Below are 17,718 nucleotides of genomic sequence, written 5' to 3' on the forward strand. Positions count from 1 at the left end.
ACACTTTGAACTCAGGATATAAACAAGGGCCATTGCCCACCGGCAACCCATTGGCAAATGCACTGGTCGTGGTCGTTGGAGCTCTGGCTATCGGCGTGTCGCTGGTCCTCGGTATGGTTGCATTCGTCGTACTCGGTTCTGTCGTTCTGGTTTTGGCGGCAATTGTGGCCATACGCTTATGGTGGTTTCAGCGCGGCTTGAAAAAGCAGGGGCGCAACCGTTCGTCTGCACGGTCAGACCGGCAGGAAGACGGCGTCATCGAGGGCGAGTTCAGAATTGTATCCGCTGACAAGGACTCGTCAGAATCACGCTGACTTCTCAAGCGTTCTACGTAGTCAAAACGAGCAAAACCCCGTAAGCTCGCAGTCCATGAGCAATGGAAATTCAGAAGCAGACCGGCGCAGCCGGCGACGCAAACGCCGACTGACACTCGGCGTCATTTACACCGCAATCGCGATTGGTCTGGCGTGGTTCTTCGAGTCACAAGCCACTACGACCATCATATTTGTACGGCACGCCGAAAAAACCAGCGAGACGGAGACCGACCCGAGTTTGTCGGCCGCCGGCCAACGACGGGTTGCCGAGCTGACGCGGCAGCTGATGGACGCTGACGTCATTGCCGGGGTCGATGCCATTTATGCAACGCCTTACAAGCGCACGCGAGAGACGGCGCAACCATTGGCGACGGCGCTGGATCTGCCGGTGACCAGCTACGACCCGGATGACAACGATGCCGTATTGGCGGACATTCTGGACAAGCACAAAGGCAAGATCATCCTGGTGGTGGGTCACAGCGATACCTTGCCGGGTTTGATCGCCGATCTGGGTGCAAGCAAACGGGTGCCGCCTATTGCTGACTACGAATACGACAACCTCTACCTCGTGTCCATCCCGTGGTTTGGCAAGACCAAAACGATCCGCCTGCGGTACGGCGAACCTTATCAACCGGCCGTAACTCAATAGCAGTATTAGCTTTAATTGTAGCTAATAAACCATTGATAAATAATTTGTTTTATCAAGAAACACTGACGATCAGTACACCCGGCCGGGGTTGTTACGACCTTGGCGGGCAGGTACACAGCTGTGTGCAAAGGTCCGGCATTGTTCGCGGTATCTGCCACCTGTTCATTCGCCACACCAGCGCCTCGCTGATGCTGTGCGAGAACGCGGATCCCGACGTGCAAAGCGATCTTGAGGCCTGGATGGCCCGCGCGGTTCCGGACGGCGATTCGCTGTTTCAGCATACCGCGGAAGGGCCGGACGATATGCCGGCGCATGTGCGCTCCGTGCTGACTCACTCCGACCTGAATGTGCCGGTGCAGAACGGCGTCTGCGCCCTCGGCCAGTGGCAGGGAATATACCTTTGGGAGCACCGGCATGCGCCGCACGAACGGCAAGTCATGCTGACCATCTACGGCGAAGCAGCCTGATCGGCATGGTTTACGCCGGGTCGTCGTAGCGGCCACTGCGCAGGCCGGCCGCCTCTCTCAGCATGACCGCTTTTCGAGGAATTCGGCGTGGCGACTGATCAGGACATCAGCCAGTACCGCGTCCTGAATGGTTCGATCCTGATTGATCAGGAATGTCGCGCGCCGCACGCCAACGCCAAATGGACCATCAACGTCGTACATCTTGATCGCCACTTTGTCCTCATCGGAAAGCAAGGTGAAGGGCAGTCGCTGTTCTTTCCGAAATCGGGCATGGCTGGCGGTGTCTTGCGGGCTGATACCCGCCACTTGCAAGCCCACTGCGCGCAGGTCAGTGAACATGTCGCGAATGGTGCAGGCCTCCCTGGTGCAACCCGGTGTGAAATCGGCCGGGTAAAAATAAAGGATCAGCGGTCCGTCGGCGAGCAAAGTCGATAGTTCAACGTCCTTACCGGTGTGATCCGGGAGGACGAACTCGGGTGCGTGTGTTCCAGGTTGCAGCATCTAGTTCCCCGTTTAGTGAGTGGCCTTGTTGAAGTCCACCTCCATTACCTGATAACCGGGCTGCTTCATGCCCAGCGCGCGGTAGGTGTGCTGGGCTGACGTGTTGTCGTTTTCGACGTACAAACGCAAGCCACAGCATTGTGGATCTTCGCGTGCCTGGTGCTCAACGAAGCGGTACAAACTCGCGAAAACGCCTCGCCGGCGAAAATCCGGATGAACATAGACGCTTTGAATCCACCACATGCTGCCATTGCGCCAGTCACTCCACTCCCATGTAACCATGATCTGGCCGACGATTCGACCGTTGACTTCTGCCACCCAATAGCGACCTTTGCCTGGGTCGGTCAGAGCCGCCGATACTCCCGGCTGCAGCAGATTGAGGTCAAGTTGCCGGCCCTCGGTTTCCGTCGCCATGGCGGCATTGTAGGCAACCAGGGTTGCCGCATCGGTGGCTCGCGCGTCGCGCACTGCTATGTTCATACGTCCTCGTCGAATTCTGAAAAAGAGGGTCAGTGCCGGTATTATGCGTAAATCAGACGGACTACAGGGCGTGAGTATGAATTACGGAAGCAAATTCCTGAAAATAATGGCCACGACCGTGGCTGTTGCGAGCACCGTACTTGGTGCCTGTAGTCAGAATGGCGCGGAGGATAACAACGCTTCAGACCTAACGAAGGTTCCGGAATTTTCAGCGCGGCAGTTCTACGAGACAACCAGCTACAGCATGGTGAGCTCGACCGGCTATGCATTCGCACCTGACTCCATGTCGCTACTGGTGTCGTCGGATGCCAGCGGGGTATTCAATGCGTGGGAACTGCCGCTGGACGGTGGTTCCGCCAAAGCGCTTACTCATTCCGACGACAACGCAATCATCGCGTTGAGCTGGTTCCCGAATGACCGGAGGATTCTCTACACGTTCGATGGCGGCGGCAACGAGTTGCACCACGTCGCGGTTCTGGAGCCCGATGGTGAAAGCCGCGACCTGACCCCAGGGGATGAGCATAAAGCGCAGTTCCTGCGCTGGTCGGGGAACGGTGAGTATTTCTATCTGCTGACGACAGAGCGGGACCAGCGAAATTTCGATATCTACCGTTATTCGGCAAGCGACTATTCACGTGAAATGGTGTTCGAGAATCCGGGTTTGAGTGTTGGTGATATCTCTCCGGATGGCCGCTGGGTTGCGCTTGAGAAGCCGCGGACCAGTGCCGATTCGGACGTGTACATTGTTGATCTGCAGGCTGACGATGCGCAGCCAAAGTTGGTTACGGAGCACCTTGGCAACGTGGCGCACGGCGTGTATTCGTTTACGCCGGACAGCGCGAACCTTGTTTACAGTACCAACGAGCACGGCGAGTTCACTCAGGCCTGGACTTACAACCTGATGAGCGAAGACAAGTCCGAACTTGTTAGCGCCATCTGGGACGTTAGTTACGTGGTGTACTCGCCCTCTGGCCGCTACCGGGTCAGTGGAATCAACGCCGATGCCCGTACCCAGGTGACTATGTATGACACGGAAACCAACGAGGTGCTGGAGTTACCAGCACTGCCGCCCGGCGACTTGGGGAGTATCCGGTTTGCTGACGACGAAACGCAGATAGCACTGCTTGTGAATGCCGACAACTCGCCGGCGAATGTACACGTGATCGATTTTGCGCAGCGAGTTGCACGGCAGTTGACCGATGCGCTGAATCCGGCGATTGAGTCTGATTACCTCGTACAAAGCGAGGTTATTCGGTACCCCAGTTTCGACGGTATCGAGATTCCGTCTATTCTGTACAAGCCGCACGGTGCCTCTGCCGAAAACCCCGTGCCGGCGCTGGTCTGGGTGCACGGTGGGCCCGGCGGTCAGAGCCGTACCGGTTATAACGCTACGCGCCAGCATCTGGTGAATCATGGTTACGCCATTCTGGCAGCGAACAATCGCGGTTCGTCCGGTTATGGCAAGACGTTCTTTCACCTCGACGATCGCAAGCACGGTGAAGAGGATCTTCAGGACATCGTGTACGGGCGCAAATACCTCGAGACGCTGGACTGGGTGGATGAAGACCGCATCGGCATCATCGGCGGCTCGTACGGTGGTTACATGGTGGCCGCTGCGTTGGCGTTCGAACCGGAAGTGTTTGACGTTGGCATCAACATATTCGGTGTGACCAACTGGGTACGTACCTTGCAGAGTATTCCACCGTGGTGGGAGTCCTTTAAAGAAGCGCTCTTTGATGAGATGGGCGACCCGGCCACAGACGCTGATCGCCACCGCAGAATTTCACCATTGTTTCATGCGCAAAACATCATCAAGCCGCTGCTCGTGGTTCAGGGCGCGAACGACCCGCGGGTATTGCAGGTCGAAAGTGACGAACTGGTTGCTGCAGTACAGAAAAACGAAGTGCCGGTGGAATACGTCGTGTTCCCGGACGAGGGACACGGCTTCGCGAAACGTGAGAACCGCATCACGGCATCCGAAGCCTACGTCAGGTTTCTGGATACTTGGCTGAAAGGCAAGCAGACGGCCGACTGAAGCAATGACACCGGACGTTGAGATCCGGCGCGGCAATCGTGACTGACGCCATTATCTATCTGGACCCCGACAGTCCGCTGAATCTGCAGAATCAGATCCGGCAAAAACTGGTCGATGGCATACTCAATGGCGCTTTCCCGCCGGGCAGCCGCTTGCCGTCGTCGCGCAAGTTGGCCGGGCAGCTTGAAGTGGCGCGAAATACCGTGGTCCTGGCGTATCAGCAATTGCTGGCGGAAGGCTATCTGGTCAGCCAACAGCGCAGCGGTATTTTCGTCAACAAGGAGATGCTTGATACGCGCGTGGGCTTTCGGGGCGAAACCGTCGCTGCGAGTGCCGAAGAAGCCGTACGGTGGAAGCGCTGGGTCAAGAGCGAAGCCAACAGCGGCCGGGCGCCCAGGGATCTGCCTAGCTGGTCCAAATACCCGTACCCGTTCATCGACGGCAAATTCGATTCTTCGCTGTTCCCGCTGGCCGAGTGGCGCGAGGCCAGTCGACTGGCCTTAAGTGTTGCGGATGTACGTGAGTGGTCTACCGGCAGCGGCGATACCGATGACCCGATGCTGATCGAAGAGATCCGCACCAAGATACTTCCGCGCCGGGGTATCCAGGCGAAACCGGACGAAATCCTGATCACTCTCGGGACGCAACACAGTCTTTACCTGCTGAGTGAATTGCTGGCGAGCAAGTCGGTAACCGCCGTCATGGAAGAGCCGGGCAATACAGCGATGCGTCAACTCCTGGAACGTCGCGGCGCACGAATACAGCAACAGGAAGTCGATGCATCCGGCATCGTCGTTAACGATGCACTGCAAGCGTGCGACCTGGTTTACGTAACACCCAGCCATCAAATTCCTACCACGGTAGCGATGCCTGTTGAACGACGGAAGAAACTGTTGCGGGCGGCCAGCGAACAGAATTTTCTCATCGTAGAAGATGACTACGAGTGTGAAACCAGTTATCTCGAACGGCCGGCACCCGCGCTGCGGAGCATGGACAAGGAAGGGCGGGTGGTTTACGTCGCCAGTTTCTCCAAGGTATTGGCGCCGGGCATCCGCTTGGGTTTCATCGTCGCCAATTCGGAATTCATTCGACGCGCCAGAGCATTGCGAAGGGCGATGCTCAACCACCCGCCGTTGAACAACCAGCGTACCGCCGCGTACTTTCTGTCGCTGGGCCACTATGACGCGCTGATGATGCGCATGGCGCGTACTTTTCAGGAGCGACGAACGGCGTTACGTGACGCGTTGAACTACTACCGCTCCGTATCGCTGGAGATTACCCCGGAAGTGGGGGGGACGACGTGGTGGGTCCGTCTTCCCGAGGATTTCAATGTGGACTATCTCGCCAGCGAAGCAGAACGGGAAGGCATTTTGATTGAACCCGTTCGCCACTACTACGCAGATCCTGCCAAGGCGCAAAACTGCTTTCGAATGGGCGTTACCAGTTTGCCCATAGAACAGATTCGGCCCGGCGTTTTAAAGCTCACGGAGTTGATTCGCAATCTGGCCAGTGGCCGGGTAGAGCATCTGGATTCCAGCAGCGGTGAATGGCTGACCGGCGCCGAGTTAAGCGCGGCGATGAGTGACCGGATCATTCTGTACAACGTTGTATACGGTGTTCCCTGCACCATTGAGCTTCACAGGGACGGGCGTATGGTGGGCCGCGCAGGGTACGCGAATGAAGATTGCGATACGGGACGCTGGTGGGTCGATGGTGATCGCTGGCACCGGCAGTGGCAGCAGTGGGTGTATGGCGAAGAGGCCGCCTATTACGTTGTGATCGATGGTGACCGTATCAAATGGTTTAACGAGGATCGACAGATCGTCGATGCGGCTTTCATTCGCACAGCGGTAACAGCGAATTGAGGCACAAAGCGGGCCGGAGCTTCGCCGTGCTGGAATCGAGGTGGTGGAACGCGATATCCTTCCGCGCTCTCGCAACAACATCTCGCCTTGTTGCTATTGCGCCCGTAGCTCAGCTGGATAGAGCACCTGCCTCCTAAGCAGGGGGTCGCAGGTTCGAATCCTGCCGGGCGCACCAGTTTCTCCTGGCTGCAGTTCTGAACTGCGGCTGCTGTCCCCGGAGTCTTGGGCCACGGTTACACTCGTGGTCGAAGCCTCGCGCCGTCGCGCAATTGGCGAGGTTTCGCCAACGATGCCAGGGCACAGTGACCGTTATCTAGCCCGATGTGGCGGACGCAATTGCCGAATAACACCGCCATGTGTTTCCCGCTGATTCCAAAGTGTAAGTGATTGTAACAATGCAAGTGCCCGATATTGCTAAGTTTTTCGACTATTCTTAGAGTGCTCTACAGGTTTCGGGATTTCCCGCTGAGAGAGGCAGTACAGTGCAGGCACAGACCAGAACGAAAGTGCACATTTCCGAGAGCGGTCTGTTACCCGATGCGATTATTCGCGCGGGCATACGCAGGCTGTTGAAACAACGGCTCACGGATATTCATGCCGATGACTGCGAACGCTCGGCAGTCGCCCTGTCCAGCTTTGTTGAGATGATGAACGCCTCCGCCATCGCGTTGCTCCCGGAACTCGCGAATGAGCAGCACTATGAAGTGCCGGCGGAATTCTTCGCGGAGATCCTGGGTTCCCGTCGCAAGTACAGTTGTGGCTACTGGAGCCAGGGAACCGACGATCTGGATGTTGCGGAAGCGGACGCATTACGAATCAGTTGCGAACGCGCCGGTATCGAAGACGGGATGGCGGTTCTGGATCTGGGTTGTGGCTGGGGGTCGTTGAGCTTGTGGATAGCAAGTCGTTACCCGCACTGCCAGGTAACGGCGGTATCCAATTCCCGCTCGCAACACGACTACATAGTCGCAGAAGCCGCCAGACAGGAACTGAGCAACGTCTCTGTTCGCGTCTGCGACATGAATGACTTTGATCCGGGGCAATCTTTCGATCGCATCGTCTCCGTGGAAATGTTTGAGCACATGCGGAACTACGCTGAATTGTTCAGGCGTATCTCGACCTGGTTGCATCCCGATGGCCGGTTCTTCATGCACATTTTTTGTCATCGCAGTACGCCTTACGAATTTGTCGACAAAGGTCCGGGTGACTGGATGAGTCGGCACTTTTTCTCGGGTGGCATCATGCCGAGCAACGATTTGCCGTTGATGTTCCAGGACGACCTGAGACTGGCAGACCGCTGGCGCTGGAATGGCCGGCACTATGCGCAAACGGCGAATGCGTGGCTATGGCGGATGGATCTGCGCCGAAACAAGTTGATGCCGATACTTAAAGAGACGTATGGAACGGCTCAGGCGCATACCTGGTGGGTGCGCTGGCGTATGTTCTTCATGGCCTGTGCCGGACTTTTTGACTACAACAATGGTGAAGAGTGGTACGTCGGTCATTACCTTTTTGAGCGCCGCAGCGCAGGGAGCGGTTGACAGCATGTCGTTACTCGTGAATTTTCTGGCGTTCCAGGTGGCCTGGTTCTCTGCGGTAATCAGTGCCGCGGCAGGCCAACCGTGGATAGGCATGTCCGTGATGGCCGTTGCCGTAATGCTGCACATGACCCTGGTAGCCCGTCCGGCCACCGAGCTTGGTCTTGTTGTTGTATGCGCTGTCATCGGTGGTACATGGGACAGTGTGTTGGTGGCATTGGGCTGGGTAAGTTATCCCTCTGGCATGCTGCATGACGCGTTCGCACCGTACTGGATCGTCGGTATGTGGATGCTATTTGCCACAACGCTGAACGTGTCGCTGGGCTGGTTAAAGTCACGAGCCTCGCTCGCCGTTCTGTTCGGCGTGGCAGGTGGTCCACTGGCTTACCTTACCGGAGCGAAACTGGGTGGCATCGTTTTAAGTCAGCCGTTGTTTGCGCTCATGGCTCTTGCTGCCGGCTGGGGAATCATGATGCCGTTGTTGCTGATTGTGGCACGGCGTCTTGACGGCGTTACCGTGCGGTCCGCTGCACGCACTGGCTGGATTCTCGACTGATGGCCTTGAGTTCTCCATTGTTGCTGGCACTGGCGTTGATGCTGTTGATCAGTCTCGCTGCTTGGGGCGTCAGCCTGATCCTGAACGACGTGAGCTTCGTCGATAGCATCTGGTCATTGTTCTTTCTTGCAGCGGCCGTCGTCTACCTGCAGCAGGCGACTGCAACCGGGCCGGCCGGAATTCTCGCGTTCGTCTTGCTGCTGGTCTGGTCCCTGCGCCTGGCATTGCACATTGCAATTCGTAACTGGGGCAAGCCAGAAGATGCCCGTTACCAAAAGATTCGGGAGAACAATGAGCCGAACTTTCGCTTCAAGAGCCTCTACATTGTTTTCGGCTTACAGGGCGTATTAGCGTTCATTATTTCATTCCCGCTGTTGTTTGCGGTGAGCAATACCGACTCACTTGGCGGACTGCAATGGGCGGCTGCCGCACTTTGGCTGCTTGGCTTCGTGTTTGAAGCGGGGGGCGACTGGCAGCTGATGCAATTTCGCAAGAGACGTCGCAGTGAAACCGCGGTTCTGGATAACGGACTGTGGCGCTACAGCCGGCACCCCAATTATTTCGGTGATACCTGCGTGTGGTGGTCCTACTGGCTGTTCGCAGCGGCTGCCGGCGGCTGGTGGACTGTGTTTTCACCGTTGCTGATGACGTTTCTCATTCTCAAGGTTTCCGGCGTGTCGTTGCTGGAAAAGACCATCGGCAGCAGGCGACCGGAATATGCCCGTTACGTCGCTCGTACCAGTGCGTTTTTTCCCTGGCCGCCGAAACGGCAGGAGCATTGAAATGGTATTGCTGCTTCGCATTTGTGTATCGCTCTTACTGGTTGCTGGTTGGCAACACACGGCACTGGCCAATGAGTCGGAGCGTTGGGAGTTCAGGGTGTCACTCGATGGTTCGGTTATCGGAACCCACCAATTTCAGCTTGATGAGTATGGCGAGTCATTGCAGCTGACGAGTATGGCGACGTTCGACATCAAGTTCATGTTCTTCACAGCTTACCGTTACCGCCATGAGAACAGTGAAACGTGGGCCGACGGCTGCCTCGATGAAATACAGGCGCGCACGGTGACCAATGGCCGAACCGAAAAGGTTATCGGCGAACGAGAACAGGGCGCATTCGTGGTCGAAAATGACGGTGTTCAGACGCGACTACCGAACTGCGTGATGTCTTTCGCCTACTGGAACCCGGACTTTCTGCAGCAGCCACGTCTCTTGAATCCTCAGACCGGTGAGTACCTTGATGTCTCAGTGACGTCTTTGCCGAATGCCACTTTGCAAGTGCGGGGCGAGCGGCAGCAAGCCAGGCATTATCGCCTGACTGCGAAAGGCGTAGATGTGGAACTCTGGTACTCGCAGGAAGGCGAATGGCTGGCCCTGCAATCCATCGCCGGCGGTGATCGTGTAATTCGATACGAGTTGATCTGACATGAAAATGATAACTAAGGGACGACGGATATGCGGCTTGATGGTGTGGGTGGTAGTCATGTCAATTAGTGCGTGCAGCAGTTCCGGTCAGCCATTGGCAACGGTCGAATACGTCGACCTGGACCGGTTTATGGGTAGCTGGTATGTCATCGCGAATATACCGACCTTTTTGGAAAAGGACGCGTACAACGCAGTGGAAACCTACGAGCAGGATGCCGATGGCAGTATCGAAACGACATTCACTTATCGCAAGGGCGGCTTCGACGGTGCGCGCAAGAAGTACACGCCTCGCGGATTCGTCGGCGACGACCCGTCCAATGCAGTCTGGGGCATGCGCTTCATCTGGCCGATTAAAGCGGACTACCGGATCATTTATCTGGATAAAGATTATTCGGTAACCGTTATTGGTCGTAACAAGCGAGACTACGTCTGGATCATGGCGCGTGAACCGCACATAGACGACGAACTTTTCCGGCAACTGACATCGTTCATCGAGTCGGTTGGTTATGACACCGACAAGATGCGCACAGTACCGCAGCAGTGGTGATGAAGGTGGCAATGGTGCAGATATCTGAGTCAGGCCTGTGAAGATCGCCATAGTCGGTAGCGGCATTGCGGGCAATACTGCCGCGTATTTGCTCCGCGCCGAGCATGAGATCACGGTATTCGAGTCGGCACCTTATGTGGGTGGTCATACCAATACAGTGAGTGTCGAAAGCTCCATCGGTACGCTTGCGGTGGATACGGGCTTCATAGTGTTCAATGACCGTACCTATCCCCGGTTCAACCGCTTGCTGACTGAAATTGGCCAGGACTGGCAGCCCAGCGTGATGAGTTTCAGCGTGCAGTCGGCGGATGGCGGACTGGAGTACAACGGAGCATCACTAGGCAGCTTGTTCGCACAGCGGCGCAATCTGCTTAGACCCTCTTTCTGGCGCATGCTCAGGGACATTCTGCGTTTCAACCGCGAAGCTGTCGAATTCCTGTCGTTCGGCAATCCCGAGGAAACGGTCGGAGCCTATCTCGCCGGGAACGGTTACTCGGCTGAATTCATTGATCACTACCTGGTGCCAATGGCGGCCGCAATCTGGTCCGCGGAACAGGCCTCGGTGCTGGGTATGCCGATGTTGTTTCTCGCGCGCTTTTTTCAGAATCACGGTTTGTTGCAAATCAAGGATCGCCCGCAATGGCGGGTGATCAAGGGCGGTTCACGCGCTTACGTCGAGCGTTTGACCAGCGCCCACGCGGATCGAATCCGGCTGAACTGCGCTGTGCGGGGGATTACCCGCCGCGCCGACGGTGTGTATATCCGCTCAGAGGCTTCTGCCGTCGAGCGGTTCGACGCGGTGTTTTTAGCCTGCCACAGTGACCAGGCCCTGGCGCTGCTCAGTGATGCCGATGAACTGGAACGGGAGGTCCTCGGCGCGATGCCTTATCAGCGGAACGAGGCCGTGCTGCACGCGGATACGCGGCTCATGCCGAGCCGCAAGTCGTGCTGGGCGGCATGGAATTATCACCTGCCAACTGAGCCGGGCGGACTGGCCGCGGTGACCTATAACATGAACATATTGCAAGGGCTGCCGGCTCCCGAGCAGTACCTGGTATCGCTCAACAGCGAGCGGTACATAGACGAGCAACGGGTCTTGCGGCGTATCGAGTATGAACACCCTGTCTTCAGCCTGCGTTCGCATGCGGCGCAGTCGCGTCATGCAGAGCTCAACGCCAACGGCCAAACATTGTTTTGTGGGGCCTATTGGCGCAATGGCTTTCATGAAGACGGGGTGGAGAGCGCCATTGCGGCCGTGCGGCACTTTGAGGAGGCCTGTGCGAATGGACAGCGGCATTTTCGAAGGACAGGTTAGGCACGTCCGGCACGCGCCGGTTGGCCACCGCTTCAGCTACAGGGTATTTCTGATGTACCTGGATCTGGAAGAGCTGCCAACGGCTTTTGCCAGACGCTGGTTTTGGTCAACAACAGCGCCCGCCATCGCCCGCTTTCGTCGCAGCGACCACCTTGGAGACCCGGCGGTTCCGTTGGCGACAGCCGTGGCCGCGTTGGTTCATGAAAGGACTGGCAACAGACCGAATGGTCCTATTCGCCTGTTGACGCACCTCCGCTATTTTGGCTATTGCTTTAATCCGGCCAGTTTTTACTATTGTTTTGATGCCACCGGTCGCTTCGTTGAAACGATTGTTGTTGAAGTGAACAACACCCCATGGGGTGAGCAGCACTGTTACGTTTTGCCTGTGCCGCCAGGCACCGAGCCAGGTGCGATGTTGCGATTTCAACCTGACAAAGCAATGCACGTTTCGCCGTTCATGCCGATGGACATTGACTACGACTGGCGTTTCTCGCAACCGTCCGCTGCGCTTAACGTGTTTATGACCAACTGGCGGAACGGACAGCGTGTTTTCGATGCGTCACTTGTGTTACAGCGTCGGGAAATCACGGGTGCAACCTTGGCAAGGGTTCTGATGCTATACCCATTGATCACAGTCCGGCTAATAACGGCCATTTACTGGCAAGCACTCAAACTGTGGTTCAAGCGTGTGCCATTGCATATACACCCGGCTAAAAAGGACAAGGCGGTGACGCGATGAATGACCTGTCTCTAAGCTCGCCCCGTTTTTTGGCGGGCGCGCCCCGGCCTCGGGGGCTCGATATGCTGGCCCGGCGTAAAGTGCTGGCCCGCCTCGAACACATAAAGCACGGGCGCATTGTGCTGCACGAATCTGACCGCAGGCGTGTTCTTGGTGATCGCCGCCTGTCCGCTGAACCGGCGGTTGATATCACTGTTCTTGATCCGCGGTTCTACAGCGACGTGGCATTCGGCGGAGCGATTGGTGCAGCCGAGGCCTACATTCGCGGCTACTGGGAAACCGACAACCTGACTGATGTGGTTCGTCTCCTGTTGCGCAACCGCGAGGTGCTGGAGAATCTGGAAACAGGACTTGCACGCCTGACGAGGCCACTGCAGAAGTCTTTTCACTGGTTGAACAGAAACAGCCAGAAGGGCAGTCGGCGGAATATTTCGGCGCACTACGATCTTGGCAATGACTTCTTTGCGCTTTGGCTGGATCAGCGGATGATGTACTCATCGGCCTACTTCGAGCAGCCGGACGCATCGCTGGAAGATGCGGCGACGGCAAAGCTGGACCGGATCTGTCGCAAGTTGCAATTGTCGGATCGCGACCAGGTATTGGAAATCGGCACAGGCTGGGGCGGCTTTGCTATCTATGCGGCCAGTCACTACGGATGCCACATTACGACCACCACTATTTCGCGCAAACAGTACGAGCTTGCCCGGGAACGTATCACCGCATTGGGTCTGCAGGACAAGGTAACCTTGTTGCTCAAGGATTATCGGGAACTGGAAGGGCGCTTTGACAAGCTTGTCTCCATCGAAATGATCGAAGCAGTCGGCAGTCAGTATTTTGCCAAATACTTTGAGACTTGCTGTCGCTTGCTAAAGCCCAACGGCATGATGTGCTTGCAGTCGATCACGATTGCCGATCAACGCTATGCGACCACTTTGAAATCGGTGGATTTCATCCAGCGGTATGTTTTCCCTGGCGGTTGTCTGCCATCGTTGACGGTCATCGCAAATACCCTTACTTCGGTAACGGACATGCGAATTGTTCACTGTGAAGACATCGGGCCGCACTACGCGAAAACGTTGCGTCACTGGCGTGCACGATTCACGGCGCAAAAGAAGGCCGTTCGGCAGATGGGGTATCCGAAGGAATTCCTGCGACTTTGGCACTACTACCTGTGCTATTGCGAAGGCGCGTTCACGGAACGTGCTACCGGCACAGTGCAACTGTTGCTGGCCAGGCCGGGCAATCGGGATTTGCCGTGGCAAAGCTGAGGGAACCCGTCGCTGACGTGTCGACTGGTTCATTGTTTTCGTGACTTGCGGCCAGTAACCTAGTTTCATCGTCCCCAAATTCAAGGTGGCATGCTGCGGATCGTGGCACTGATCAACATGCTCTGGCGCACTATCAATACCACCCTGTTGGCCCTATGCCTCTGTTCGTGGGCATTTGCCGACGACAGCGAAGACTTTCAAAGTGGCCTCCAGTCCTTTCGTGACGGCGAGTTCGAATCGGCATTGAACCACTGGTTGCCATTGGCAGAAGCGGGCGACCTGAGTGCCATGTACAACGTCGGCCTTATATTCGATGAGGGCCTCGGCGTCCCGGTCGACAAGGCGCTTGCATTGCATTGGTACCGCCAGCCGGCGGAAGAAGGTGATGTGTCCGCCCAGTTCAGCATGGCGACAATTTATGATTTTGGCGAGGGTGTACCTGAGGACAACATCGCAGCGGCGCGCTGGTACGAAGCGGCCGCGAATCAGGCGGACGAACAGGCGCAATTCAATCTTGGTGTGATGTACAGCCAGGGTGAAGGAGTCGAACAGGACGTGCAGCATGCCATTCATTGGTATGGGCTCAGTGCCGACCTTGGTTACGCACCTGCACAGTTCAACCTGGGTTACATCTACGACATGGGCGCCGGAGTGCCAGAAGACAATGAGCGTGCGCTGCAGTGGTACCGGCTTGCAGCCGCGGCCGGCGACAGCGACGCGTACTTCGCTATTGCGTTGATGTACGACGAAGGCGATGGCGTCGCCGAGGATAATCCAGCCGCTGTTGACTGGTATCAGCGGGCAGCGGCGGCAGGCAATGCCCGTGCCCAGTTCAACCTCGCCATCATGCACGATGTGGGTGAAGGCATACCCGAAGACAACCTTGCAGCCTTGCACTGGTACGGTCTCGCTGCCAAACAAGGGCACCGGTCGGCGCAGGTCAATCTGGCTATCATGCTGGAAGATGGCGAAGGGACTAGCCCGGATCTCGCTCAGGCGATGCATTGGTATCAGCAAGCCGCGGCTCGGGGCTCGGCGCGCGCCCAGTACGCTATAGCGCTTATGTACGACGAAGGCAAAGGCGTTGCCGAAGACAACGCAGAGGCTGCGGTCTGGTACCGTCGTGCGGCGGAGCAGGGCGATGCGGACGCTCAGAACAACCTGGGTGCAATGCATGACGCGGGCGAAGGCATTCCCGAGAACAATGAACTGGCTCTGTACTGGTACACACTGGCCGCGGAACAGGGCAATCCGGTAGCGCAGAACAACCTCGGCGCGATGTACCTGAGTGGCGAAGGTGCAACTGAGGACAAGATTGAGGCGTACAAATGGTTTTATATTGCTGAACGCCTTGGCAATGCGGCCGGCAAACAGAACCGGGTGGTTTCGGCGCGAAACATGCTGCTTGCGGATATCCTGCAAGCACGCCGGGCTGCACGCCAGTGGCTGGATCGTTTTCACGCGGACCGGACACCTTAAGCAGGTTCGCTGACCAGCGAACGACGGCACGCGCCGTCTGGTTTGTTAACATAGCGTTTTCACTGTTCCTGACCGTATTGCGCTATGCCAATTCAAACCCGTTTCCATGACTACACAGATGGCAGTACCGCGTTGCGCGGCTTTGTCGCCTGGGATGATGCCAAAACGGAGCCTCGCCCGGGTGTGTTGATCGCGCATTCCTGGCGCGGTCGAAGTGAATTTGACGATCAGAAAGCGCGTCAGCTGGCAGCGCTGGGCTACGTCGGATTTGCGCTCGACATGTATGGGGCCGGCAAGCTGGGTACCTCGCCCGAGCAGAACCGCAACATGATGCAGCCACTTATGGATGACCGCAGCGGGCTGCAACGTCGCATGGCTTGCGGATTGACGGAACTGCGCGGTCTCGCCGAGGTCGATGCTGCCAGGACAGCGGCGATAGGCTTCTGCTTTGGTGGCTTGTGCGTACTGGACCTCGCTCGCAGTGGCGCCTCCGTCAACGGTGTGGTCAGTGTGCACGGACAGCTCGGTGCGCCGATGAATACAACTCCGCAAACCATTACCGCCAAAGTGCTTATTCAGCATGGCTGGGATGATCCGATGGCAACGCCCGAGGATGTTCTGTGCATCACTCGGGAATTGACGGCACGAAAAGCCGACTGGCAATTGCATGCACACGGCCATACCCTGCATGCATTTACCAATCCCGCTGCCGCCGATCCTGCCAACGGTTTGCAATTTGATGCCAACGCGGATCGCCGCAGCTGGCAGGGAACGCAAAATTTTCTGCGCGAAGTGCTCGACTGATACCTACACACCAATGTTTGTGTTAACGACGAGGTAAGCCGTGAAATTCATACTGAAGCTGGCAGGCACATTATCTGTTTTGGCACTGGTCGCCTGTGGCGACAAACCCGTGGCTGATTCGGCTTTTGCTGTAGCCCCGGAGGTTGGCGCGGCTGAAGAGGCTGTAAAATTGATCACCGCTGACTCGATGCGGGATCACATCATCGAATTGTCCGATGACAAGTACGAGGGGCGGGGTCCCGGCAGTCGTGGTGACCGCATGGCGCGGGACTACCTGGTTGAGCAACTGAAAGCGCTGGGTCTGCAGCCAGGCGCTGCCGATGGCAGTTGGCAGCAGCCGTTTAATCTGGTTGGTGTGACCGCCGAGCAGCCAGCCGTTTGGCGGTTTGCCAAAGACGGGCAGGAAACCACGCTAAAACAATGGGATGAATTCATTGTTGCCAGCGGTGTGCAAGCGGAACGGGCCACGGTGGCAGATGCGGAACTCGTCTTTGTTGGCTACGGCATCCAGGCGCCTGAGTACCAATGGGATGATTACAAAGGCATGGACCTGCGCGGCAAAGTGCTGGTCATGTTGAACAACGACCCGTCCTGGGACCCGGAGCTGTTCGCGGGCGAGACGCGTCTCTACTACGGTCGCTGGTCGTACAAGTACGAAAGCGCGGCGGCCCAGGGTGCTGCCGGGGCAATCATCATCCATACCACGCCGTCCGCGGGTTACCCTTTTCAGGTTGTGCAAACGTCGTGGACCGGTGAGCAGTTTGAGTTACAGGCTGGCGATGAACCGCGTATGCAGGTCGAGGGCTGGGTAAGCGAAGATGCGGCCCGCAAAGTGATCGCCATGAGCGGTCATGATCTGGACGCATTGCGGGAGGCGGCTGACAATCGCGATTTTGCGCCGGTACCGTTGGGTGTATCTACGTCTATCGCCATGGACGTGTCTATCAATCGTGTCGAGTCCGCCAACGTGCTGGGCCAGATTCCGGGCAGTGACCCTGAGCTTAATGACGAAGTGGTGATTTACACGGCACACCACGACCATTTGGGTATCGGTACGCCGGATGCCTCAGGCGACAATATCTATAACGGTGCGATGGACAACGCCTCAGGTGTTGCCCAGCTGTTGGCGATCACACGTGCGATCAAGGCGTTGCCGGAGGCGCCACGGCGTTCGATTCTTATCGCATTTGTCGGCGCTGAGGAACAGGGGCTGCTGGGCTCCATGTACTACGCCGCCAATCCGACGTTCCCACCCGGGAAAATAGCCGCCAACATCAACTACGATGGCGGCAACATCTGGGGGCATACCCATGACCTGACGTTTATCGGGCTTGGCAAGTCAACCATCGACGGCATCGTCAAGGGTATCGCCGCGCAACAAAACCGTGTTGTCAAAGCAGATCAGTTTGCCGACCGTGGGTATTTCTATCGCTCCGATCAATTCAGTTTTGCGAAAATCGGGGTCCCGGCGTTGTACCTCGATACCGGCACCGAATTCGTCGACAAGCCGGCCGATTGGGGTGAGCAGCAGGTCAACCATTACACCGACGTCAATTACCACCAGCCCAGTGACGAATACGATCCGAGCTGGAATTTCGACGGCATGATCGAAGACGCCAGTCTTGGCTTTTGGACCGGGCTCGCGATCGCCAACAGTGACACGATGCCAAGCTGGAACCCCGGTGATGAGTTTGAAGCGGCGCGTCTTGAGGCATTAGAGGCCGTTAAAGACTAGG

18 protein-coding genes and 1 tRNA gene are annotated in these 17,718 nt (G+C 57.0%); 17 read left to right on the forward strand and 2 right to left on the reverse strand.

Translation table 11 applies throughout. The features are described from left to right. The first annotated feature begins 5 nt into the window (after positions 1-5). Genes BA177_RS08290 through BA177_RS08300 form a run of 3 tightly spaced genes read left to right on the forward strand, consistent with a single transcriptional unit; the run spans position 6 to position 1,430 of the window. Entirely contained in the window at positions 6-314 is a 309-nt protein-coding gene (locus BA177_RS08290; RefSeq protein ID WP_156762745.1) for a hypothetical protein, read from the forward strand. Between the two features lie 55 nt (positions 315-369). After that, a complete protein-coding gene (locus BA177_RS08295) occupies positions 370-963 on the forward strand; it encodes a phosphoglycerate mutase family protein (RefSeq protein ID WP_068615323.1) in 594 nt (197 codons plus the stop codon). A 44-nt stretch (positions 964-1,007) separates the two neighbouring features. Next, positions 1,008-1,430: a secondary thiamine-phosphate synthase enzyme YjbQ gene (locus BA177_RS08300; RefSeq protein WP_068619108.1), complete on the forward strand. Its 423-nt coding sequence runs from the start codon at positions 1,008-1,010 to the stop codon at positions 1,428-1,430. 57 nt (positions 1,431-1,487) lie between these two features. On the opposite strand, the gene BA177_RS08305 is transcribed toward BA177_RS08300, so the two are convergent. Then, entirely contained in the window at positions 1,488-1,931 is a 444-nt protein-coding gene (locus tag BA177_RS08305; RefSeq protein WP_068615325.1) for a peroxiredoxin, read from the reverse strand. 12 nt (positions 1,932-1,943) lie between these two features. Next, a complete protein-coding gene (locus tag BA177_RS08310) occupies positions 1,944-2,411 on the reverse strand; it encodes a GNAT family N-acetyltransferase (RefSeq protein ID WP_068615327.1) in 468 nt (155 codons plus the stop codon). A gap of 76 nt (positions 2,412-2,487) precedes the next feature. Here BA177_RS08310 and BA177_RS08315 point away from each other — a divergent pair, with 76 nt between their 5' ends. From BA177_RS08315 to BA177_RS08380, 14 genes are all read left to right on the forward strand, one after another. Then, entirely contained in the window at positions 2,488-4,446 is a 1,959-nt protein-coding gene (locus tag BA177_RS08315) for a S9 family peptidase (protein ID WP_231892508.1), read from the forward strand. A gap of 38 nt (positions 4,447-4,484) precedes the next feature. Next, positions 4,485-6,311: a MocR-like pyridoxine biosynthesis transcription factor PdxR gene (gene pdxR, locus BA177_RS08320; protein WP_068615330.1), complete on the forward strand. Its 1,827-nt coding sequence runs from the start codon at positions 4,485-4,487 to the stop codon at positions 6,309-6,311. A 98-nt stretch (positions 6,312-6,409) separates the two neighbouring features. Beyond that, positions 6,410-6,486, forward strand: a tRNA-Arg gene (locus tag BA177_RS08325). A gap of 331 nt (positions 6,487-6,817) precedes the next feature. Next, positions 6,818-7,852 carry an SAM-dependent methyltransferase gene (locus tag BA177_RS08330; protein ID WP_197493390.1) on the forward strand — a complete coding sequence of 345 codons (1,035 nt, stop codon included), beginning with the start codon at positions 6,818-6,820 and terminating at the stop codon, positions 7,850-7,852. Positions 7,853-7,856: 4 nt separating this feature from the next. After that, positions 7,857-8,405 carry a DUF2878 domain-containing protein gene (locus BA177_RS08335; RefSeq protein WP_068615333.1) on the forward strand — a complete coding sequence of 183 codons (549 nt, stop codon included), beginning with the start codon at positions 7,857-7,859 and terminating at the stop codon, positions 8,403-8,405. Then, a complete protein-coding gene (locus BA177_RS08340) occupies positions 8,405-9,187 on the forward strand; it encodes a DUF1295 domain-containing protein (protein WP_068615335.1) in 783 nt (260 codons plus the stop codon). The genes BA177_RS08335 and BA177_RS08340 overlap by 1 nt, the downstream gene beginning before the upstream one ends. Before the next feature lies 1 nt (position 9,188). Further along, positions 9,189-9,830, forward strand: coding sequence for a DUF6134 family protein (locus BA177_RS08345; protein WP_068615337.1), 642 nt, complete (start codon positions 9,189-9,191; stop codon positions 9,828-9,830). Between the two features lies 1 nt (position 9,831). After that, positions 9,832-10,377 carry a lipocalin family protein gene (locus BA177_RS08350; protein ID WP_231892509.1) on the forward strand — a complete coding sequence of 182 codons (546 nt, stop codon included), beginning with the start codon at positions 9,832-9,834 and terminating at the stop codon, positions 10,375-10,377. Positions 10,378-10,414: 37 nt separating this feature from the next. Further along, positions 10,415-11,692, forward strand: a complete 1,278-nt coding sequence (locus BA177_RS08355; protein WP_068615343.1) for an NAD(P)/FAD-dependent oxidoreductase — start codon at positions 10,415-10,417, stop codon at positions 11,690-11,692. Then, positions 11,661-12,431 carry a DUF1365 domain-containing protein gene (locus BA177_RS08360; protein ID WP_068615345.1) on the forward strand — a complete coding sequence of 257 codons (771 nt, stop codon included), beginning with the start codon at positions 11,661-11,663 and terminating at the stop codon, positions 12,429-12,431. Before BA177_RS08355 ends, BA177_RS08360 begins: the two co-directional genes overlap by 32 nt. Then, a complete protein-coding gene (locus BA177_RS08365; RefSeq protein ID WP_068615347.1) occupies positions 12,428-13,699 on the forward strand; it encodes an SAM-dependent methyltransferase in 1,272 nt (423 codons plus the stop codon). The genes BA177_RS08360 and BA177_RS08365 overlap by 4 nt, the downstream gene beginning before the upstream one ends. Before the next feature lie 90 nt (positions 13,700-13,789). Next, positions 13,790-15,178: a tetratricopeptide repeat protein gene (locus BA177_RS08370; RefSeq protein WP_068615349.1), complete on the forward strand. Its 1,389-nt coding sequence runs from the start codon at positions 13,790-13,792 to the stop codon at positions 15,176-15,178. Positions 15,179-15,262: 84 nt separating this feature from the next. Then, on the forward strand, positions 15,263-15,982 hold the full coding sequence (locus tag BA177_RS08375) for a dienelactone hydrolase family protein (RefSeq protein WP_068615351.1): 720 nt from the start codon (positions 15,263-15,265) through the stop codon (positions 15,980-15,982). 40 nt (positions 15,983-16,022) lie between these two features. Further along, positions 16,023-17,717, forward strand: a complete 1,695-nt coding sequence (locus tag BA177_RS08380; protein ID WP_082989987.1) for a M28 family peptidase — start codon at positions 16,023-16,025, stop codon at positions 17,715-17,717. Position 17,718 lies beyond the last annotated feature (1 nt).

It is taken from the genome of Woeseia oceani, assembly GCF_001677435.1.
GTDB lineage: Bacteria > Pseudomonadota > Gammaproteobacteria > Steroidobacterales > Woeseiaceae > Woeseia > Woeseia oceani.

Coding starts and splice junctions, on each gene's coding strand:
- BA177_RS08365 (WP_068615347.1), top strand. CDS start 12,428: ATGAATGACCTGTCTCTAAGCTCGCCCCGTTTTTTGGCGGGCGCGCCC.
- BA177_RS08295 (WP_068615323.1), top strand. CDS start 370: ATGAGCAATGGAAATTCAGAAGCAGACCGGCGCAGCCGGCGACGCAAA.
- BA177_RS08375 (WP_068615351.1), top strand. CDS start 15,263: ATGCCAATTCAAACCCGTTTCCATGACTACACAGATGGCAGTACCGCG.
- BA177_RS08305 (WP_068615325.1), bottom strand. CDS start 1,931: ATGCTGCAACCTGGAACACACGCACCCGAGTTCGTCCTCCCGGATCAC.
- BA177_RS08350 (WP_231892509.1), top strand. CDS start 9,832: ATGAAAATGATAACTAAGGGACGACGGATATGCGGCTTGATGGTGTGG.
- BA177_RS08345 (WP_068615337.1), top strand. CDS start 9,189: ATGGTATTGCTGCTTCGCATTTGTGTATCGCTCTTACTGGTTGCTGGT.
- BA177_RS08370 (WP_068615349.1), top strand. CDS start 13,790: ATGCTGCGGATCGTGGCACTGATCAACATGCTCTGGCGCACTATCAAT.
- BA177_RS08335 (WP_068615333.1), top strand. CDS start 7,857: ATGTCGTTACTCGTGAATTTTCTGGCGTTCCAGGTGGCCTGGTTCTCT.
- BA177_RS08360 (WP_068615345.1), top strand. CDS start 11,661: ATGGACAGCGGCATTTTCGAAGGACAGGTTAGGCACGTCCGGCACGCG.
- BA177_RS08340 (WP_068615335.1), top strand. CDS start 8,405: ATGGCCTTGAGTTCTCCATTGTTGCTGGCACTGGCGTTGATGCTGTTG.
- BA177_RS08315 (WP_231892508.1), top strand. CDS start 2,488: ATGAATTACGGAAGCAAATTCCTGAAAATAATGGCCACGACCGTGGCT.
- BA177_RS08310 (WP_068615327.1), bottom strand. CDS start 2,411: ATGAACATAGCAGTGCGCGACGCGCGAGCCACCGATGCGGCAACCCTG.